The sequence below is a fragment of the Neobacillus drentensis NBRC 102427 genome (genome assembly GCF_001591445.1).
GTDB lineage: Bacteria > Bacillota > Bacilli > Bacillales > Cytobacillaceae > Neobacillus > Neobacillus drentensis.
Window position 1 is genome coordinate 1 of the sequence record NZ_BCUX01000148.1, and the last position, 669, is coordinate 669.

At 36.2% G+C, this 669-nt stretch carries 2 protein-coding genes; both read right to left on the reverse strand.

Going from position 1 to position 669, the window contains the following annotated elements:
- Positions 1–20: 20 nt before the first annotated feature.
- Complete coding sequence (locus BDR01S_RS24610; protein WP_066254111.1) at positions 21–347, reverse strand: YnfA family protein; 327 nt, start codon at positions 345–347, stop codon at positions 21–23.
- A 68-nt stretch (positions 348–415) separates the two neighbouring features.
- A complete protein-coding gene (locus BDR01S_RS24615) occupies positions 416–616 on the reverse strand; it encodes a hypothetical protein (RefSeq protein ID WP_066254001.1) in 201 nt (66 codons plus the stop codon).
- Between the last annotated feature and the right edge of the window lie 53 nt (positions 617–669).

Here is a 669-nt window from a genome sequence, read left to right on the forward strand (position 1 = left end):
GTTACTTGAATAAGAATTTTTTATTGCCGAGGTGCAAACAGTATCACTGAAGCACCAATTAAACATATACCAGCACCTAACCAGTCATATAAATCTGGCGTTTTTTTATCAATACCCCATCCCCATAAAATAGAAAGAACGATAAATACTCCTCCATAGGCAGCATATACTCTACCGAATGATGGGAAAGATTGAAATGTAGCAATAACACCATATAAAGCCAGAGTAATTCCTCCGAAAATACCCCAATAAAGTGGTTTACCTTCTCTTAACCATAGCCATATAAGATAACCCCCACCAATCTCTGCTAGTCCCGCCAATATAAATAATACGATTGCCTTTATCATCCAGACACACTCCTAAATAACTTAACCAACACAATAAAAGGGGTAACCTACTCCTTTTTCGGCATTTGTCAGCCACCTTCTATACAAGTCGTAGTTGAACTTCCAACAGCAGCATTCAATTCTTGAAGAAGCAAATTAAGCTGTTCCTCATCTACCAATGATTCTAAAGTCTGTCTTGTAAGTAGAATATTGTGTTTGTTAAAAATATCTTCCGTAACTTCCCAAACTTCAACAATTGCTTTTGGCGACATTTTCCCTAGTATAACCATTTCAGTATCCTCCTTGTTCCTTTATTTTATCATTATTTATTAAACTAACCTGC